Below are 16338 nucleotides of genomic sequence, written 5' to 3'. Positions count from 1 at the left end.
CGCTTTTTTCTTGATTGAAATGGTTGTGTTTAGATATTGTATCGATATTCTGAACATAATATAGAGCTAATGCTTTACATATTTCAAATCCTTTTAAGATTCTCCTTCATCACATAAACCCTATGCGCCATAAGAACGCTCATAAACCATTGCTTCTCCGTTTCGGGATAGTTGGTATCCTGATACTTCTGGCCGGATGCGCCACCTTTTATCAGCGAACTGCCGCCGTTCAAAACCATATAGCTCTTGGTCAATTTGAAGAGGCAGATAAAGAATTGTTGAAAAACCGAAAATGGGCAGAGAACAATCACCGGGTTTTATATTTTATGAATCGAGGGATGGTGTTATTCATGCTTGGTGAACATGAGCAGAGTAACCACTATTTCAACATGGCCGATTTTTATGTGGAGGATTACCGAAAGAACTTAGGCTCCGAGGCACTGGCACTTATATCAAACCCAATGACTCGCCCCTATCCGCCCGAAGATTTTGAATCAATAATGATTCATTATTATAAGGCACTTAATTTTATTGCTTTAAAGGATTATGAAGGGGCGCTGGTCGAGTGCCGCAGGGTAAATATCCGACTTCAGCAAATTAACGACGGCTACAAGGAACACAAAAATAAATATGCCCGCGATGCCTTTGCCCACAATTTGATGGGGATGATTTATCAGGCCACGGGCGACTACAACAATGCATTTATCGCCTATCGCAATGCACTGGAGATATATGAGAATGATTACACCACGCTGTTTAATGTGCAGCCACCCCGGCAGTTGAAGGAAGACTTATTGCGCTCAGCGGCTAGGATGGGTTTTCGCAGCGAAGTGCGATTTTTCGAGGAGAAATTTGGTATGCAGACACCTGAAATCGATTCCGACAATGGCGAATTGGTGTATATCTGGATGAATGGCCTGGGCCCCATAAAATCTGAATGGACCCTGAACCTTACCAATCTTGGTATGCGCAACGGTGTGATGATGTTTGGCAGCGATGAGCTTGGCATGTCTTTTCCATTGATGTTTGGAGGTAATTCGCAGCAGCAACAAGCCTCTTTACGAAACTTGTCTATTCTTCGTGTGGCTTTCCCCAAGTTTGTTGAACGGCCCCCGCTATACTATCAGGCAGCACTCAATCATAACAACCGAACCTATCCGCTGGAAATTGCCCAGGATATAAATAAAATTGCATTCCAGTCGCTTAGTGACCGCATGATGCGCGAAATTGGGAACAGCATTTTAAGGCTTGCCACCAAACAAGCTATGGAGCAGTTGGCACGCAGCGAAAATAAAAGCCTTGGAACCATCACCAGCATCGTAAACGCCATGACTGAGAAGGCTGATACCCGCAACTGGCAATCACTACCCTATTCTCTTTCGTATGCCCGACTGCATCTTCCTGAGGGCGAACACAACCTAACACTCGAACAACGTCGTGCGGGGGGTGGTGTATCAAACGAACCGGTGAGTGTGAATATCAGAGCAGGAGAAACCACCTTTAGAGTATTTCATCAATTATCTACCCGTTAAGGGATTAGAGTTCTATTTGTTGTAGAGCCATGTGAGGCGCACGGTATCAATTTTACCGAGCCGGGATGCCATTGCGTTGCTTTGGCTGCACCGTTTGGCCAATGTCATTGAGCAGTTTAAATCAAATTGCTGATTTATGATTTGCGGTTCTTCCTCCTTTATAACGCGCATCACGTCGTTCATGGCATCATAAGCAAACTGTACATCGTAATAGGCGTCTTCGGTTTTTTCCGCAATTTTGGCGTTTAAGATGGCATCTGCAGCGGCCTCTTTGTATGCATGTATTAAGCCGCTGGTGCCCAGCTTTATGCCACCAAAATAGCGCACCACCACAATCAGGATGTTGGTAAGTTCATGAGAGCGAATTTGGCCTAGGATGGGTTTACCCGCCGTGCCCGACGGCTCACCATCGTCGTTGGCCCTGAATAAGTTGCCATCAATTCCCAATTGCCAGGCATAACAATGGTGACGCGCATCGTAATAGGTGGTTTTCAGCTCCTGCACCAATGGTTTTACCTCTTCCTCTGATACGATGGGGTATGCAAATGCCAGAAATTTGCTTCCCTTCTCCTTATAGATACCTTCAGAAGGTCGTTCGATGGTTTTATATAAGTCTATGATTTCCATGAATGGCTCCATTTTTCCGGTAGGATGCCAAAATTAACAAAAGCAATTTAAACAACCGGCCAAAATCATCAAATCAACCGGAAACCAAGCCTATTTTACAGAGGATTCAACAGCCAGTTCAGAGTAGCGTGACAAGGCCATCTGCATAAAATGCTCTCTTTGAGCCTCATCAGCCAGCGTAATTTGAGGATAGAAATAGTGTCCCAGAATTTGCATGCCGCAAAATTTAAATATCTCATCGCCCTGACTCTGGCGGAATGCCTGTATCAATCCCTTTTCCTCGTACTCCTCAACTGTATTGCCCATGGTGGTATGAATCACCACTTTTTTATCTGTCAATAAGCCGGAAGCGCCACCAGCGCCATAATTAAACGCAAAGCCGTTACTTAGCACACGGTCGATGTACCCTTTCAGTATGGCCGGAAAACCAGCCCACCAAAGTGGATAAATGACCGATATTAAATCGGCATCACGGATGTATTTTTGTTCGATGGCGATGTCGTCGGGTGTATTTCCGGATTTCAACATACCCAAATCGGCTGGTGACAACACCGGATTGAAGCCCGTTTTATATAAATCTCTCAAATTAACTTCCCAGCCGATGGACTTGTATTTTTCAGTAAGAACAGATGCAAGATAGTTACTGAAACTATTATCTGATGGATGTGCGGATACTATTAAATGATTCATGACAAAAAAATATGAATGGAAAATGTTTAATCTTATGTGTGAATATTTCTACAAATAACCGTTCCGATGCATCAATGGTTCATCCAATGAGTGTTAATAAAGTTTATCGGATTTATAAAGTACAGTTATATAAGTGTTTCACGCACCAGACTGAACACTTACCAGGCAATTAAATTGTTTATTTAACCGGATTCAATGCGCGCGTTTGCTGGAAAAAAATGAGGGCATCGTACCGCCAGGCCGGCAGCGTGGGGACGTAATTTCCGGCTTCACGGCGCGGGTTGTAGGTGACGCCAATGGCTCTGTGGCCAAGCGGTTCGGCGAGTAACGGATGCTGCCTGTCGGAGACATCAAAACGAATGAAAAACTGCGGGTACTTTATCATACCAAGATAATGGTCGAGGCTTCCGGACTGAGCCTCCGGAACGCGCATTACCTGCATTGCAGCGCCCCATTGACTACCGGCATTCACCGTGCCGCTGCGTGTGCCAAAGCCAATAATATAGACCTGCTCCTCTCCCAGTTCGGCGCGGCTTAGGCTTCCAATGTTATACTGGTTGTGCAATGCCATGGTGGTAGCACGTGAATCGCCTACGTGGGTATTGTGCGCCCAAACAATGCCTTTGGCATCTTCATGATGAAACTGAAACAATCGCTGAACGGTAAGCCACATGTGGTCTACCCTGCTGTTCCACGATTCTGCGCTGCTGCCAACGGCCAGGCGGTAGAAACTTTCGGCATTTTTCATAACCAGCGCATTCTGTTTGGCTCTGAAATACCCTTTGGGGTCGCTTCCTGCCAACTTTGTTTCATAGTTTCTGAGTATCTCCACTACCCTCTCCAGGTTTTCGCTGCACCCTGCCTGACCGGCAGCCACAGCACGAGCATATTGCCATTCGTCACTGCCAAATCCGGCAAAGCAGTTGAGATTCCTTGATATCTCATCGTGGTGGTGCGGCAGATGCTCACGGGTATATTCCAGCAAATCATCCATCGCATCCCATTGCCCGTAAACATCCATACCAAAAAAGCCAACCATCTCATTCAACGGACGGCCAGTGTTGTATTCGCGCAGCCATTCAGCCAGGTGTGCCACATCGGTATTGGCCCACATCCATTGTGGCCAGCGGTCGAACGAACGCAACACATCCAGTGCGGATGAGGATTGGGAATCGAGCCCCTTTACATATTTGTTCAGACGGTAAATCGATGCCCAATCGCCCTCAACTACGATAAAAGCAAAGCCATGTTCCTGAATCAGTTTTTTAGATATTTCACTTCGCCAGTGGTAGTATTCATGAGTTCCGTGAGATGCTTCCCCCAGAAGCACCAGTTTTCTGTTTGCAGCTGACTGTATTAGTGGGTCTAAATCATCGGCAGCGTTAAACGGAGTGGCCTTCGACGCAAAATAATCGGTAAGATTACCAGCAGGCTGTGCCTCTATTCTCAGGCAAATTGCTGAGCCAATTAAAACCAGCGCCAGAAGCTTAAACACATCTCTATTCTTCATATCATCTCATTTAAATAATATGCCCGACCAATATCATCATCCAAAAGGATGACGGTTCGGAGCATCTTAATAAAATACACTTCATGTTTACTAAATACAAAAACTATCCTGAAAATGCAACCTGCGGGCCGTGTTTATGATTATATTTGTAGGTTTACAAACCAGACAAAGGCTGTAGATGGAACAACTCATCATCGTTTTTACAGAAAAGAGACACATTGGATTGACGGCTATTCCTTACCATGCATCCTTCGAGGAGAACCAGCCCATAACCCTTCATGAACACGCAACTCTCAACCATTTGTCAGAGCAGTCGGGGCGTTATTCTGATGATGAAAAGTCCATCGTGACACTACTCTCGAAAATCAGTGACCAAAGTCTGTTTAAAAAATATGCCCGCGAAGGCACTTTGAAACAATTCATCGACAAACTGCCACTGGATGGAAGGTTTGAAAGCCTCATAAAGCCATATATTGAACAAAAAGTTTATGACGCCGTAAAGTTGCTTTCACGCGGTACCATTCCTGCGTATTATAAGGACAGTACATTTAGTAACCTATATCAATCTGACCTGCTTCACATTGGCCCCATGCCGGCCAAACCGGTGTTCACTTTTGAACTTACGCCGGAAGGACTGCTATACACTTTACAGATAAGACAAGATTATCCTGGGTCTGAACCCAGGATTTTTGCCCTATTTGGCCGTGAAGTCGATTTTCTGTGCAAAGAACCGGCTGTATTAAAAATTAAGAGCCGCATATACTATTTCGACAATACCGATTGGAAAAAGTTCAAGCCTTTTATTGCCAAAACAACCATTACCATTCCGGAGCGACAGGTGGATGTGTACATGGAGGATTTTGTAGCCAACTGCGTGCGCAACCACGATGTAATTGCCAAAGGCTTTCAAATTGAATCCACAAGTGATTCCCCCGGGGTGCACCTGGCTATTAAGAAGGATTTACAGCAGATGCCTGCCCTCGCGCTTCATTTTTCCTATCACGACAAGCAGTTTTTGGCTGACCAGAAAGCCCCCGTATTTGTCAAACTAATCAAAGAAGGTACAACCTATAAATTCCAGAAAATTGTAAGGGATTTTGAGTTTGAGAAAAAGGTAGAAGAAATTCTACTGGAGTTGGGACTTTTGCGCTGCGGTGACGGTTTGTTCAGGCCTGCATCAGGAAACAAATTTTCAAATCCCGTTGCTACGCTTGCGCAGCTGTCAGATTGGATAAATGTAAATAAATACAGGCTCGAAACTCTCGGTTACTCACTCGATGCGCATGTGGACGATAAAGAGGTATTCATTGGCAAAGTATCACTTCACATTGACACAGGAGAAGACAACGATTGGTTTGAAATCAGAGCAAGAGTGCAAATAGGTGAGTTTTCCATCGCATTTATGAAATTCAGGAAAAACCTGCTCGAAAACAACCCGGAATTCGAACTGCCCGATGGCAAACTGTTTATGATACCGCAGGAGTGGTTTACCCGCTTTTCGGAGTTGTTTAACTACGCCAAGACCGACCTGCATACCATTCGATTACCACGCGCCCATTTCCAAATTATGGAGCAGGTGAAACATGGAATTTCCAATCTGGCTAGCGAGAATGGCGATAAATCCGTCACCTTCCCGGAAGTTACCCTGCCAACTGGCGTTCAGGCAAAACTGAGACCCTACCAGATGGAAGGATACGCCTGGCTTAATTTCCTCCTCGAAAATGGCTTTGGTGGCATATTGGCCGATGACATGGGATTGGGGAAAACGTTACAGACCATCACCCTGCTACAAAAAATATATCAGAATCAACCCCGGGAAGAAGTACCGGTAGATGCCGGGTTGGAAATGACTATACAGGAGGCAGAAATCCCCAAAACTCAACAGCTTTCGCTCTTCGATATACCAAAGATAAAATCGTTCAACGAAACAGGAATTCCCGCATCGCTAATCGTGATGCCCACCTCGCTGGTTCACAACTGGCAAGATGAGATACGTAAATTTGCCCCTTCGTTGCGCGTATATGCCTACACAGGCAACAATCGACTTAAATCCAAAGAAATAGGACGAATATTCAGACATTATCATCTGGTGGTAACCTCGTATGGCATTCTGCGAAACGACATCGAAATGTTGCGCAATTACTATTTTCACTATTTTATTCTGGATGAGAGCCAATATGTTAAAAACCCGACTTCTAAAATATATGACGCTGTTAAAAGCATTGAATCATCGCATCGCCTGGTGCTTACGGGTACACCAATAGAGAATTCTCTGGTGGATTTGTGGGCACAAATGAACCTGGTTAATAAGGGCTTACTGGGGTCGCTCAACTTTTTCAAGCGTCATTTTGTGCAGCCCATCACCCGCAACAACAACGAAGAGAAAGAGGCCAAATTGCGAAAACTCATCCAGCCTTTTATGTTGCGGCGTACCAAAGAGAATGTGGCAAAAGACCTGCCCCCCATCATGGAACAGGTGCTATACTGCGACATGACGCCTGAGCAGGAGACCTTCTACGAGAGAGAAAAATCAGGCATCCGCAACAGCATCTATAAAATTTTTGAACATAAAACAGCCGAACAGAGTGCCATCATGGCACTTCAGGCACTGACACGACTGCGCCAAATTGCCAATCATCCGGTAATGGTAGATGAAAACTACAAAGGCTCTTCAGGAAAATTTGAACAGATACTTGACCATTTGGAGAGTATTGTGGCAGAAAACCACAATGTACTGGTGTTTTCATCCTTTGTGAAAGACCTTGAACTCATTGAGCATGAGCTCAACAAGCGAAAACTGGCTTATGTGAAACTGACCGGTGCCACGCGTGAACGGGCCAAAGTCATTCAGGAATTCAATGAGCAGGCCTCCATTTTCCTCATTTCCCTGAAAGCCGGAGGTGTAGGACTAAATCTGACCAAGGCCGATTATGTGTTCATGCTCAATCCCTGGTGGAACCCGGCCGCCGAAGCACAGGCCATTAACCGTGCCCACCGTATTGGACAAACCAAGAATGTATTTGTGTACCGCTTTCTCTCATCCGGAACCATCGAGGAGAAAATTGCACGACTTCAACAGCGGAAATCCGAACTGGCAGATGTGTTCGTGAACAACAACAACCCACTTACCGATTTATCGCAGGAAGAGATACTGGAACTGTTCAGTTAACGAAGATATGGCGTGATTTTTGATTTGGAAGTACCCGAGTGGCATAAAGCTATATGGTTTTAACTAATGTCATCTGCCCAATTCCCTGACCAATGTAATAACTGAACAAAAATCAAAACCAAACAACAATATTAACATGAAACGGATACTACTTATTATGTCGCTGCTGACAGCAGTCTTTCCCCTCATGGCACAGGAAAATGGCCAGGGTCTGGTAATAGAAACCAGAGAACTAAGTGCCTTTGACCAGATACGGGTGAGCCGGGGTATCAACGTCACTCTTATTGAAGGTGAAGCACCTAAGGCCGAAATTCACATTGAAAATGCAGACCCTGCCGATGTACTCATCGAACAAAAAGGCCGTGAACTAACCATCCGGATGAGAGCCCGCATTTATCGCGACATGGCCGTGAATGTGTATCTCTATTATCAGGAGATACGTGAAATATCTGCTGGTACAGGTGGCAGTGTCTATTCTGATGATTTGATTGAAGCGGACCAGCTCACTCTTGAAACGGGTGCAGATGCCTCCATCCAGTTAGAAGTGGAAGTAAAAAAACTCATTGCCAATGCATCTGCTTCGCGCATTGAAGTAACCGGTAGTGCCGATTTCATTGATGTGAATGCCACCACCGGAGGCCGCTTTCTGGGTGCCAATCTGGAAAGCAAAGAGGGCAATGTGCGCACCAATACCGGAGCCAGTGCTCAGGTATGGGTAACCGACAAACTGGAAGCCCGTGCCGGCTCAGGTGCCCGTATCGAATATACCGGAAACCCGCCAAAAGTAGATGCAAGAACCAATCTTGGCGGCCGCGTTGAAAAAATGTAACCGGATAAAGAAACCGTTCCATCACCCGGAGAATATTAGATAGCTTTAAAAACACACAAATTTTATCTAACTCTCTTACAACGAGTCAAATTACATCGAATATAAATCATCCCTGCATGCGATTTTGTGAAATCGGTGCAGGGATTTTTTTTCTAAAAGCCATTATTTGATTATCCAATAACTTCTGAATCGTAACATAATTCGTAAATTTGAAGCTGCACCAATAAACGTAAGCCATCAAAATGATTAAGGTACTCCTGAAAAAACGTTGGGTTGATGCCTCCGTCACCACTTTATTTGGTTATCTGTTTAAATGGATGCTGATATGCTTAATCATTGGCGCGATGGCAGGCTCTGCATCGGCTCTTTTTCTCTGGGCATTGGACTGGGCAACAAACTGGCGCGAAGCCAATATCTGGATTATTGCTTTGCTGCCATTGGGAGGCTTAATCATAGGCTTGACGTATTATTACTGGGGCGAAAATGTGGTAAAAGGAAACAATCAATTGCTGGATGAATTTCACTCTCCTAAAAAGATTATTCCGTTGCGCATGGCACCATTAGTCTTGTTTGGTACCATTGCCACCCATTTTTTTGGTGGCTCAGCGGGTCGTGAGGGTACAGCAGTGCAGATGGGCGGTGCCATAGCCGACCAGTTCACAAAATTGTTCAAGCTTCGTCCGCGCGACCGCAGAGTATTGCTATCGGCCGGTGTGAGTGCCGGTTTCGCATCCGTTTTTGGGACGCCACTGGCCGGTGCCGTTTTTGCCCTTGAAGTTTTTGTGGTGGGCAGGGTGCGGTACGAGGGCATTCTTCCTGCCTTTCTGGCTGCCTTTATTGCCAACTGGACCTGTCACGCCTGGCAAATTCCCCATACGGTTTATACCATCCCTTTTGTACCTGAATTTACACCATTAAATCTTGTCTGGGCAATTTTGGCCGGAATAGTGTTTGGATTCACCGCCAGAGCATTTTCCTTCTCGGCACGGTATTGGGCCAATTTGTTTAAGAAAATTGTCAACTGGCCTCCGCTTCGTCCTGTTTTGGGTGGGGCCATCATTGCCTTGGCTGTATGGCTCATAGGTAATACACGCTATATCGGACTGGGCGTGCCGGTCATTGTGGAAGCCTTTGAACAACAGGTGCCATGGTTTGATTTTATTGCCAAAATACTTTTCACCACTTTCACGCTTGGAGCCGGGTTTAAAGGTGGCGAAGTGACCCCGCTCTTTTTTATTGGAGCCACTTTGGGAAATCTGCTCTCGCTGTTTTTGCCGCTACCTATGGCGCTGCTAGCCGGAATGGGATTTGTAGCTGTATTTGCCGGTGCCACCAACACACCGTTGGCCTGCACTTTCATGGGATTGGAGTTGTTTGGTGCAGCAGGTGGCGCATACATCGCCACGGCCTGTGTAATGGCCTATATCTTTTCGGGACATACCGGTATTTACGGGTCACAGATAATTGGAAGTCCCAAACATATTTTCATGGGGCGACAAAGCGGGAAAATGCTGGATGATATCTAGTTAATTCTTCTCAAGTACACTCAGCCGCTGAAATGATTAAATCCACCTTTCGGATTATCTGTCGCAGTTCCATTCAGAGTCCATTGAATGGAAGGCTCACCTGCTTCTATTCTTCCGATGGCGTGAAGCGGTCGGCCAAATGATTGCTGAAAATTATCGGCTGTTTGTTCAAACCTATCGGCAGCCACAGTCAACAGAAGACAATAGTCTTCTCCCCCCGAAGTGGCCAGTTCATAGGGATTAAGATGATGGCTTTCAGTCATCCTGAGCAATTGGCCCGAGAGTGGCAACTGCTCCATTTTTATTGTGGCTGATTTGCCGGACGCTCTTAAAATGTGCATCAAATCTGAGGCGATGCCATCCGACACATCCATCATGGCATGCACTGCCGGTCTGTTGCCGAGCCAGATGCCTTCAGAGACGTGCGCCTCCGGACGGTGATGACGGTTAATGAGCAATTGCACTGTGTCATCGGTCTTAAAATCATTCATCAGTGCATGCAAACCGGCTGCCGAATCACCAAGTGAACCGGTAACAGCCACCACATCGCCCACCATGGCTGCTTTTCTGAGTTTGGCTCTACCCTTGGCAATTTTTCCCACTACACTGATGTTGAGCACCAATTTATACGGCGAGCGTGTGGTATCCCCTCCCATAAGCGGAAGTTTGTATTTTTCACTTAATTGGTGATACCCCTCCATCAGGCTGTCCAGATATTCCACATCGATGGTATTAGGAATGGCGATAGAGAGAAAGGAACCCACCGGCTCGGCACCCATGGCGGCTACGTCGCTGAGATTTACGGCAAGAGATTTATGACCTAAATCGAGCGGAGAGATTTTATCGCGTAGAAAATGAATATCTTCTACCAACATATCGGTAGTAAATACCAAATCAAAATCATCGCCTGCCGGTAAAATGGCGCAGTCGTCACCAATTCCCATGGCGTTTGGCGTTAATAAATCCTCAAATTTATGAGCAAAACGCTCTATAAAGCCAAATTCTCCTATTTCTGTAAGTTTCATGAAAGGTCAAATTGTACAATCAGACAAAGATATCCAAATTGATTATAAAAAATACGCGAAACATGCTTAGACCTACCCGATTGTTTCTATCCAAACCTCATTTTCATAACAAAAGCATTTCTCATGTTTTCTTTGATGATTAATCCTTAATTTAATGATTATAAATCCCTATCGCCATGATACCAATTACACATCTTCCACCCTATCCCGATTTTGTGAAAGGCATCCGCAGGGCTCCCAATCGTGGTTTTTCGCTCACTGAGCAACAAACTGTGGTAGCCCTGAAAAATGCGTTGCGTTACATTCCTCAAAATCTTCACCAGGAAATGGCACCGGAGTTTCTATCGGAACTAAAAGCCTTTGGACGCATCTATGGCTACCGTTTCCGACCACCGGGGGGATATCCAACCAAAAGGCATTGATGCATATCAAGGTCGATGCATCGAAGGAAAAGCGTTTCAGGTGATGATTGACAATAATTTGTGTTTCGATATTGCACTCTATCCTTATGAATTGGTCACTTATGGCGAAACAGGACAAGTGTGCCAAAACTGGATGCAATACAACCTTATCAAACACTATCTGGAGATAATGACGCAGGAGCAGACCCTCGTGGTAGAGTCGGGGCATCCCCTCGGTCTTTTTCATTCAAAGGCCGATGCGCCACGGGTCATTATCACCAATTCACTGATGGTGGGGCAGTTTGACAATCAGCACGACTGGTCTGTGGCAGCTCAGATGGGCGTGGCCAATTATGGGCAGATGACAGCGGGCGGCTGGATGTACATCGGCCCGCAAGGGATTGTTCATGGCACTTACAACACCTTACTCAATGCGGCCCGGTTAAAAATCGGCCTGGCAGGCAATTCAGATTTGCGCGGCATTCTGTTTGTTTCTTCCGGTTTGGGGGGCATGAGTGGCGCGCAGCCCAAAGCTGCTGAAATTGCCGGCGCGGTGGCCATCATTGCCGAAGTGGACGATTCACGCATCAAAACGCGTCACAGCCAGGGCTGGGTGCAGCACATCACCACAAAACCGGAGGAAGCCTTTAACCTTGCATCTGTTGCGCAAAAAAGAAAAGCGCCCTGCTCCATTGCCTTTCATGGCAACATCGTTGACCTGCTAGAGTATGCCGCTGAGAACCGGGTGCACATCCACCTGCTCTCCGACCAAACTTCCTGCCATGCCGTTTACGATGGGGGCTATTGTCCGGCCGGCATCACTTTTGAAGAGCGCACGCAACTTCTTGAAAGGAATGTAACTAAATTCCGGATATTGGTGGACGAAACCCTTAAAAGACACTACTCCGTGATTAAACAGCTGGTTGAGGCCGGCTCCTATTTTTTCGATTATGGCAACTCATTTATGAAGGCCATATACGACTCGGGCATTCATGAGATTTCCCGCAACGGCACAAACGACAAGGATGGTTTCATTTGGCCCAGCTATGTGGAAGACATCATGGGACCTGAACTGTTTGATTATGGCTATGGCCCTTTCCGATGGGTCTGTCTGAGCGGGAAGCACGACGATTTGATAAAAACCGACCAGGCGGCCATGGCTTGCATCGATGTGAATCGTCGGGTACAGGATTTGGACAACTACAATTGGATTCGCGATGCCGATAAAAACCAACTTGTGGTGGGCACACAAGCACGAATTCTCTATCAGGATGCCGAAGGGCGTCTCAAAATAGCTCTGCGCTTTAATCAGATGGTGCGCGATGGAGAAGTGGGCCCCATCATGCTCGGACGTGACCACCACGATGTGAGCGGCACAGACTCCCCGTTCAGGGAGACAGCCAACATCAAGGATGGCAGCAACGTGATGGCCGACATGGCCACGCAATGTTTTGCCGGAAATTGTGCCCGTGGTATGAGTCTCGTAGCCCTTCACAATGGCGGAGGTGTTGGCATCGGTAAATCCATCAATGGTGGTTTTGGGATGGTGTGTGATGGCAGCCAACGGGTGGATGAAATCCTCAAATCGGCCATGATGTGGGATGTGATGGGTGGCGTGGCCCGCCGTGCCTGGGCTCGAAATCCCAACGCCATCGCGGCTTGTCATGATTTTAACTTGCATCATGCAAGCGATGCGCAAGTCACCATGCCATATATTGCAGATGACAACCTGATTGAAAATCTCGTTAAAACGGAGAAAAATGGATAACAAAAAAATCATAGAATGCGTTCCCAATTTTTCGGAAGGGGTTAACCTGTCGGTGATTAAAGCCATTACCGATGAGATAGAGCGCATCGATGGCGTCAAAATCCTAAACATAGACACCGGAAAGACCACCAACCGCACAGTGGTCACCTTTGTAGGAGCTCCCCAGCCGGTTATTGAGGCGGCTTTTCTGGCCATCAAAAAAGCCGGTGAACTTATCGACATGTCCAGACACAAGGGCGAACATCCGCGCATGGGTGCCACCGATGTTTGTCCCCTCATCCCCATCGCCAATATATCCATGGATGAGACTGCCGAGTGGGCTCGTAAACTGGCACGCCGGGTGGGCGAAGAACTCAACCTGCCCGTCTATCTGTATGAACATGCCCAGCCGGATAAAACACGTAGCAACCTGTCCGTCATCCGCGCAGGCGAATATGAAGGTTTTACCGAAAAAATCAAGCTCCCCCAATGGAAACCCGATTTTGGCTCAGCCCGTTTCGATGAAAAGCGGGGTGCCACCGCAATTGGCGCACGCGATTTTTTGATTGCCTATAACGTGAATCTAAACACCACCTCCACACGCAGAGCCAACTCTGTGGCCTTCGACGTCCGCGAGGCGGGTCGCGTGATGCGCGAAGGTGACCCCATCACAGGGAAAATTGTAAAAGATGCCGACGGCAATCCGGTTTCAGTGCCAGGAACGCTCAAATCCGTCAAAGCCATTGGCTGGTATATCGAAGAGTATGGCATCTGCCAGATTTCGATGAATCTGACCAATATCCACGTCACGCCGCTTCACATCGCTTTTGACGAGGTTTGCCGAAAAGCAGAGGCACGCGGATTACGGGTTACCGGTTCCGAACTGGTGGGCGTAGTGCCGCTCAAATGCCTCACAGATGCAGGTGCTTACTTTCTCAGAAAACAAAAACGCTCAGCCGGCGTTTCTGAACGCGAACTGATTAAGATTGCCGTAAAAAGTATGGGACTTGATGAACTGTCGCCTTTTGAGCCTGAAAAACGCATCATCGAATATCTGCTGGAAGATGGTAATGACAAGCATCTGGTTAGTAAACCCCTCTCTTGTTTTATTGATGAGACAGCCAGCGAAAGTCCGGCACCGGGTGGAGGGTCAATTGCGGCATGTATGGGGGCACTGGGTGTTGCACTGGCTACCATGGTGGCCAATTTGTCATCGCACAAACGTGGTTGGGACGACCGATGGGAAGCGTTTAGCGACTGGGCATGTAAGGGGCAGGCCATTAAGAAAGAGCTCACTACCCTTATTGACGCCGACACGCAAGCCTTCAACCGGATTATGGCCGCGTTTGACATGCCCAAAGCGACTGATGAGGAGCGTAAAGTGCGCCAACAAGCCATTCAGACCGCCACCCGCAACGCCATCGATGTGCCGCTGAAAGTGATGAAACTGTCGCTTCAAAGCATGGAAATCATCAAAGCCATGGCCGAAACCGGCAACCCCAATTCGGTGAGTGACGCCGGTGTGGGTGCGCTGTGTGCCCGCTCAGCCGTGATGGGTGCCTTTTTGAATGTGCGCATCAACGCTGCTGATTACAACGACAAGGCCTATGTGGAGCAAGTGCTGAATGAAGGGGCTCAGATGGAAGAAAAAGCGATTGCGCTCGAAAATGAGATTTTAGGTATCGTGAATGGGAAAATTGGACAAAGGCACTGAATATATATTGATTATCAACGCAGAGATTTTCATTAATGCGGATGTATCTTAGCGGTATGTGTCGAATTTGGTGAACATATTTGGCTTTCTCAAGAGAAGACACGGAGGTCGCAGAGAATCAAAATCGCAGAGCGATTTTAATCTCTGCGTTAAGAATATTTTAATTTATATCATTCACAGTTATAAATAACATACAGGATGAGGAAAGATAATCCCTATTAAACACAATTTTAACAGCAAATAAACCGATTTGCCATGCCAAATAACTTACTCATCACCAATGCAAAAATCGTGACGCCAACCGGTTTCTCGGCCCGAAAAGGTTCTGAAATGGGCAAACTGAAAATCTTCAGCAAAGGCTATGTGGAAATAGAAGATGGCCGCATTGTGCAAGTTGGTGAAGCGCCTTATCCGAAGTCTAACCCAGGGTTCAACCATCTGGATGCCGGCGGAAAATGTCTATTGCCCGGTTTTGTCGATTCCCACACCCATTTTGTGTTTGGAGGAGAGCGCTCCGAGGAGTTCTCATGGCGTTTGAAGGGCGAAAGCTATATGTCCATCATGCAAAAAGGTGGCGGCATTGCCAGCACGGTGCGAGTCACCCGCAACGAAACAGCAGACTCATTAATTGCCAAAGCCACTGTTTTCCTGTTTTCGATGAGCCGCATGGGCATCACCACGGTAGAAGGGAAAAGTGGCTATGGTTTGGATAAAGAGACCGAAATCAGGCAGTTGGAGGTGATGCGACATCTTTCAGAAGCCAAAGACCGGTTGGTGGACGTAGTCCCAACTTTTTTGGGTGCCCATGCCGTGCCCAAAGAGTTTGAAGGGAGAGCCGATGATTATATCGATTATATCATTACGGAAGTTTTACATGAAATAGAATCAAGGAAGCTGGCCGAATTCTGCGATGTGTTTTGCGAAAAGGGCGTATTTACCGTGCCCCAATCGCGCAAGTTGCTATTGGCTGCCAAAAAGCATGGACTTCAACCCAAATTACATGCCGATGAGATTGTGGATACCGACGGAGCAGCATTGGCTGCTGAAGTGGGCGCCATATCGGCCGACCATCTGCTGCAGGCGTCTGACGAAGGATTGCGGATGATGGCTGAGCAAAACGTAGTGGCCACCTTGTTACCCCTCACAGCTTTTGCCCTTAAAGAACCTTACCCAAGGGCACGATTCATGATTAATGAGGGTATGGCCGTGGCTTTGGCTACCGACCTGAACCCAGGCAGCTGTTTTTCGGGCTCGGTGCCGCTCACCATTGCCCTGGCCTGCATCTATATGGGCATGACCATCGAAGAGGTCATCACCGCACTGACTCTGAATGGGGCCGCCGCCCTGAACCGCGCCGATGCCATCGGTAGCATTGAGGTGGGGAAAAAAGCGGACATCATCATGCTCAATTCAGACAATTACCACATCCTGCCCTATTATGTGGGCATGAATTGCGTGCAAATGACCATTAAAGATGGCAGAATCGTATCGCAAAATTCTTAAAGACATGAAGATGATTAGATTTCAGATGGATATAGAAATTAAAATTCGTGCTCTATCTTGCTTCC

General features: G+C 46.9%; 12 protein-coding genes. 8 read left to right on the top strand and 4 right to left on the bottom strand.

Annotated features, from left to right (window positions below):
- Nucleotides 1–122 precede the first annotated feature (122 nt).
- Nucleotides 123–1532, top strand: coding sequence for a COG3014 family protein (locus ALKIM_RS0116385; RefSeq protein WP_157363954.1), 1410 nt, complete (start codon nt 123–125; stop codon nt 1530–1532).
- Nucleotides 1533–1544: 12 nt separating this feature from the next.
- Here ALKIM_RS0116385 and ALKIM_RS0116380 read toward each other — a convergent pair whose 3' ends face one another.
- The 3 genes from ALKIM_RS0116380 to ALKIM_RS0116370 all read right to left on the bottom strand — a co-directional run bounded on the left by ALKIM_RS0116380 (nt 1545) and on the right by ALKIM_RS0116370 (nt 4359).
- Entirely contained in the window at nt 1545–2159 is a 615-nt protein-coding gene (locus tag ALKIM_RS0116380) for an IMPACT family protein (protein ID WP_026475593.1), read from the bottom strand.
- Between the two features lie 90 nt (nt 2160–2249).
- On the bottom strand, nt 2250–2849 hold the full coding sequence (locus ALKIM_RS0116375; protein ID WP_026475592.1) for an NAD(P)H-dependent oxidoreductase: 600 nt from the start codon (nt 2847–2849) through the stop codon (nt 2250–2252).
- Between the two features lie 178 nt (nt 2850–3027).
- A complete protein-coding gene (locus tag ALKIM_RS0116370; protein ID WP_026475591.1) occupies nt 3028–4359 on the bottom strand; it encodes an erythromycin esterase family protein in 1332 nt (443 codons plus the stop codon).
- Between the two features lie 178 nt (nt 4360–4537).
- Between ALKIM_RS0116370 and ALKIM_RS0116365 the strand changes: the two genes are divergently transcribed.
- The 3 genes from ALKIM_RS0116365 (at nt 4538) to ALKIM_RS0116355 (ending at nt 9883) form a co-directional block, all read left to right on the top strand.
- Entirely contained in the window at nt 4538–7528 is a 2991-nt protein-coding gene (locus ALKIM_RS0116365) for a DEAD/DEAH box helicase (RefSeq protein ID WP_026475590.1), read from the top strand.
- A 136-nt stretch (nt 7529–7664) separates the two neighbouring features.
- Nucleotides 7665–8357, top strand: a complete 693-nt coding sequence (locus ALKIM_RS0116360) for a head GIN domain-containing protein (protein WP_026475589.1) — start codon at nt 7665–7667, stop codon at nt 8355–8357.
- A gap of 242 nt (nt 8358–8599) precedes the next feature.
- Nucleotides 8600–9883, top strand: coding sequence for a voltage-gated chloride channel family protein (locus ALKIM_RS0116355; RefSeq protein WP_044118034.1), 1284 nt, complete (start codon nt 8600–8602; stop codon nt 9881–9883).
- Between the two features lie 20 nt (nt 9884–9903).
- Here ALKIM_RS0116355 and thiL read toward each other — a convergent pair whose 3' ends face one another.
- Nucleotides 9904–10908, bottom strand: coding sequence for a thiamine-phosphate kinase (gene thiL / locus ALKIM_RS0116350; protein WP_026475587.1), 1005 nt, complete (start codon nt 10906–10908; stop codon nt 9904–9906).
- A gap of 176 nt (nt 10909–11084) precedes the next feature.
- Between thiL and ALKIM_RS20185 the strand changes: the two genes are divergently transcribed.
- The 4 genes from ALKIM_RS20185 to hutI all read left to right on the top strand — a co-directional run bounded on the left by ALKIM_RS20185 (nt 11085) and on the right by hutI (nt 16273).
- A complete protein-coding gene (locus tag ALKIM_RS20185) occupies nt 11085–11330 on the top strand; it encodes a hypothetical protein (RefSeq protein ID WP_218916730.1) in 246 nt (81 codons plus the stop codon).
- Nucleotides 11269–13077, top strand: coding sequence for a urocanate hydratase (locus ALKIM_RS18935; protein WP_218916728.1), 1809 nt, complete (start codon nt 11269–11271; stop codon nt 13075–13077). Before ALKIM_RS20185 ends, ALKIM_RS18935 begins: the two co-directional genes overlap by 62 nt.
- The gene (gene ftcD / locus ALKIM_RS0116340) at nt 13070–14770 is read left to right on the top strand and encodes a glutamate formimidoyltransferase (protein ID WP_026475586.1); all 1701 of its coding nucleotides are present in this window, start codon (nt 13070–13072) and stop codon (nt 14768–14770) included. Before ALKIM_RS18935 ends, ftcD begins: the two co-directional genes overlap by 8 nt.
- A gap of 255 nt (nt 14771–15025) precedes the next feature.
- Nucleotides 15026–16273, top strand: coding sequence for an imidazolonepropionase (gene hutI, locus ALKIM_RS0116335; RefSeq protein WP_026475585.1), 1248 nt, complete (start codon nt 15026–15028; stop codon nt 16271–16273).
- Nucleotides 16274–16338 lie beyond the last annotated feature (65 nt).

The organism is Alkaliflexus imshenetskii DSM 15055 (genome assembly GCF_000517065.1).
In the GTDB taxonomy this organism is placed as follows: Bacteria; Bacteroidota; Bacteroidia; order Bacteroidales; family Marinilabiliaceae; genus Alkaliflexus; species Alkaliflexus imshenetskii.
This window is presented reverse-complemented; position numbering and strand designations above follow the sequence as displayed.

Excerpts from the sequence above, each read along its gene's own strand:
- ALKIM_RS0116385 (WP_157363954.1), top strand. The coding sequence starts at position 123 with ATGCGCCATAAGAACGCTCATAAACCATTGCTTCTCCGTTTCGGGATA.
- ALKIM_RS0116380 (WP_026475593.1), bottom strand. The coding sequence starts at position 2,159 with ATGGAAATCATAGACTTATATAAAACCATCGAACGACCTTCTGAAGGT.
- ALKIM_RS0116375 (WP_026475592.1), bottom strand. The coding sequence starts at position 2,849 with ATGAATCATTTAATAGTATCCGCACATCCATCAGATAATAGTTTCAGT.
- ALKIM_RS0116370 (WP_026475591.1), bottom strand. The coding sequence starts at position 4,359 with ATGAAGAATAGAGATGTGTTTAAGCTTCTGGCGCTGGTTTTAATTGGC.
- ALKIM_RS0116365 (WP_026475590.1), top strand. The coding sequence starts at position 4,538 with ATGGAACAACTCATCATCGTTTTTACAGAAAAGAGACACATTGGATTG.
- ALKIM_RS0116360 (WP_026475589.1), top strand. The coding sequence starts at position 7,665 with ATGAAACGGATACTACTTATTATGTCGCTGCTGACAGCAGTCTTTCCC.
- ALKIM_RS0116355 (WP_044118034.1), top strand. The coding sequence starts at position 8,600 with ATGATTAAGGTACTCCTGAAAAAACGTTGGGTTGATGCCTCCGTCACC.
- thiL (WP_026475587.1), bottom strand. The coding sequence starts at position 10,908 with ATGAAACTTACAGAAATAGGAGAATTTGGCTTTATAGAGCGTTTTGCT.
- ALKIM_RS20185 (WP_218916730.1), top strand. The coding sequence starts at position 11,085 with ATGATACCAATTACACATCTTCCACCCTATCCCGATTTTGTGAAAGGC.
- ftcD (WP_026475586.1), top strand. The coding sequence starts at position 13,070 with ATGGATAACAAAAAAATCATAGAATGCGTTCCCAATTTTTCGGAAGGG.
- hutI (WP_026475585.1), top strand. The coding sequence starts at position 15,026 with ATGCCAAATAACTTACTCATCACCAATGCAAAAATCGTGACGCCAACC.